Source organism: Dietzia sp. DQ11-38-2 (assembly GCF_014145055.1).
GTDB lineage: Bacteria > Actinomycetota > Actinomycetes > Mycobacteriales > Mycobacteriaceae > Dietzia.
In genome coordinates this window covers 5,585-8,881 of the sequence record NZ_JAALDW010000123.1, presented here as the reverse complement: position 1 = coordinate 8,881, position 3,297 = coordinate 5,585, and the positions used below count along the sequence as shown (strand labels likewise).

The following is a 3,297-nucleotide window of genomic DNA, read 5'->3' as shown; positions in this document are numbered from 1 at the left end:
TGGTGAGCCAGGGTGCGGTGGCGGCCAGGTCGACGAGGGTGGGCAGGTCGTAGAGGTCGCCCGGGTGACGCGCGCCGTAGAACAGGTGCACCCGTGGGTTGGCACCGTGACGCATCATGTCCATCAGCAGGCAGCGCAGCGGGGCGATCCCGGTGCCGCCGGCGATCATCAGCACATCCCGGACGGGTTCGGTGCGGTCCACCTCGAGCAGCCCGAGCGGCCGCGCGAGGACCCACCGGTCGCCCACCCCGACGCCGCGGACCAGGGACCCGCTGAGGGTGCCGCCGGGGACGTCGCGGACGTGGAACTCGATCTGGCCCGCCGGATTCGCCGGGATCGCCGGACTGAACCGGCGCCACACGCCCGCGGTGTACGGGGTCAGGACGCTGAGGTACTGGCCGGGGTGGTACTCCACCATCACATCGGTGATCAATCGGACCACCACGACGTCGCGGGTCGGCCGGAGAACCTCCACCACGGTCGCGCCGACCCTCGCCGGTCCGTGCCCGGCCGCCGCCCCCTCCCGGAGCGCGGTCGTCAGCACCCGGTACACCGTGCCCAACGTGGTGGCCAACCGGTCGTCCCAGCCGGGGCCGGCCAGGTGGCGGAGAGTGCTGGTGAGGGCGTCGCCGAAGCGCTCGTGGTGGCGGGCGGACAGTTCGAGTTTGCGGTGGTCCGCGCCGAGGTGGCGGGCGAACTCCACCACCTGGGCTACCTCGGCCTCGTTCCCCCGGGCGTTCTCGACGGTCTCGAGCGCCCACGTCATGGCGCGCACGAATTCGCCGAGTACCCCGGAGGCGTCACGCGGGAACATTTCGCGGAAATCCGGGTCGGCCTCCCGCAGGGCGCGGGCGAACAGGCCGGTGAACCTCGGATCGAGGAGGAGGTCCCGGAGCGCCAGGAGCGGGGGGGTGGCCGGGGAGACCGGGACGGGGTCGGGGAGCGGCGTGGCAGTGGGGTCGGCGGCCCGGCCGAGGAACGGCGACAGGTCGATATCCGACACGAGGCGCTCGACGTCCGTGGGTCGGGAGAAGTCGTCCGTGGCTCGGGAGTGGGCGTCGTCGGCGTCCTCCCCTGGGATTCTGACCACCCCCACGCCTCCTCCCTGCCGTCGGTGTCCGCCGGTGCCCCAGGATAGCGGCCGGCGCCGGTCCCGGCGGTCAGGAGAACACGGGCAGGGGATTTCCCGGCTCGGGGAGCGGGACCGGGTTGCCGTTCCATTCCCGCGGCGCCACGCCGATCCTCATGCGCTGGGGGTGGTACCCGACGGGGATCTGGGCCACCTCCTCTCCGGTCTCGAAGGACAGCACGCTGACCGTGTTGCTCTTGGCCCAGGACACGAAGCAGTGGTCCCCGGTGAGGTCGGTGGTGACCCAGTAGGACTTGAGCCCGGTCGAGACCAGCGGCCCGTGCTGCAGGGTCTCCCGGTCGACCACGGTGGCGTAGTCGCTCATGGTCCCCGCGACGCAGATCTTGGTGCCCTGGGGGTTCATCGAGATTCCGTGGTGGCCGGAGTCCAGCAGGTGGGCCTCCCGGGGTACGTCGCCGGCGGGTGTGATGGGCAGGTCCACGATGCGGGTGATCTTGTCGGCGTCGATGTCGTACTCGATGAAGCCGTGGAAGAACGAGACCTGGAAGTACATGAACCGGTAGTCCGGGGAGAAGGTCATCGGTCGCACCCCGATGCTGAGCTCGGGACGGCCGGCCTCGGCGAGTCGGGCGCGCAGGTCCACGCGCTTGATGATCTGCAGGGTCTCGGCGTCGACGAACTGGAGCACCCGTTCGCCCTTGGTGACGTCCGCCCACGGCTGGTCGAGCGGGGTCCACACGTTGCCGATCGACTCGTTGACGATCTGGGTGCCGCCCTTGATGTAGGCGTTCTCGTGCGCGTTGTCCCCCGAGGGGAAGGTGCCGATCTCCCGGCCGGTGGCGGTGTCGAGGACGTGGACGACCTTGGCCGTCGAGGCGCTGACGGCGACCTGCGACCCGTCCGGGCTCACCGCCATGTGGTCGGAACGGAACCCCTGGACAGGGAACCGCCAGGCGATCTCGCCCGTGACGATGTCGATCGAGACCACGTCGGCGAAGCTGGGCCGGGACACGATGAGGTTCCGGCCGTCCTTGGTCGAGTACATGTCGTCCACGTACTGGTCGTGGCCCTCGCCGACCATCTGGCGGATGCCGTAGTACAGGGCGAGGCGGGCGGGGTCGCGGTGGATCTCCACCAGGCGCTCGTTGCGGTCCGGGATGATGTTGATCCGCGCGATCCGATGGTAGTCGCCGTCCGGCTGCACGGCGTCCGCGGTGCCCTCCCAGTTGTTGCCCACCCACAGCACATTGCGTAGGCCCTCGGCCGGGTTCACGTAGGGGGACTCGGCGGTCGCGGCGGAGACTGACGGCGCGGACACGACGCCGGCGAGAGCGGTGGCCGCCGCGAGCGCGAGGGCGCCGGCGGCACGGGCGAGGACGGACGGGCGGTTCACGGCGGCTCCCGAGGGCAACGTCTTCTGGACAAGTGTCCGGTTGGCATTGGGGAGTGTACGGAGCGAGGTTCGCGCGGTCAACGGTTCACCTGGTCATCAGGCCACCAGGTCACCAGGTCAACCGGTCGGCGGGGTGACGGGCGATGGGGTCCCGCCGAGCCGGCGCGGCGGACCCGGGTGCCTCACCGCCCGAGCGTGATGTCCACGCCCGCGCGCAATTCGTCCTCGGTGTAGGTGAGCTGACCGCGTCCGGGGATCTCGATCAGGTAGAAGGGCGCACCCGAAGGGACCTCGCCGAAGTCGAAGGTGAAGGTGCAGGAGGAGAGGTCGCCCCCCTCGTAGGCGAGCATGGTGCTGCCGAGCGGCGTCGAGACCCCCTGGGACAGCGTGATCCGCGTGCCCTCGCCGATGTCCGAGAGCGTGAGGGGCAGGTCGCAGCCCGATCCGTCGCCGGAGACCGGTTCGCCGGGGGAGGACATCACGGTGAACCGCCCCTCGACGTCGAACAGCCCGCCCGGCGCGCGCTCGGGGGCCTGCCAGGCCTGCGGCGGCAACGGTCCCCGGGGAGAATCAGCGGGCCCCGTGCCGGAGTCGGATCCGGGGCCCACGAGTGCCAACCCCAGGATGACGACGACGACGAGCGCCAATCCCCCGACGATCACCGCGGCCGCGGTCCTGCCGCTCGACCGCTCGCCGCCCGGCCCGCCCCCCGGTCCGGACGGCGGGTGTGAGCCGGACTGCTCATGTCGTTCGTGGGGGTGCGGGGCCTGCTCGGCGGGATCCGGGCCCGGGACGGGGGAGGGTAGGGGCCGCG

General features: G+C 71.4%; 2 protein-coding genes and 1 pseudogene. All 3 read right to left on the bottom strand.

What is annotated here, in order from left to right; translation table 11 throughout:
* The coding region (locus tag G6026_RS17870; RefSeq protein ID WP_182612390.1) for an FAD-binding oxidoreductase at positions 1 to 1,090 on the bottom strand (1,090 nt) is incomplete at its 3' end.
* Between the two features lie 70 nt (positions 1,091 to 1,160).
* Positions 1,161 to 2,483: a serine/threonine protein kinase gene (locus G6026_RS04835; protein ID WP_182612389.1), complete on the bottom strand. Its 1,323-nt coding sequence runs from the start codon at positions 2,481 to 2,483 to the stop codon at positions 1,161 to 1,163.
* 182 nt (positions 2,484 to 2,665) lie between these two features.
* Positions 2,666 to 3,297: pseudogene (locus tag G6026_RS04830) on the bottom strand (hypothetical protein); the annotation flags it as partial.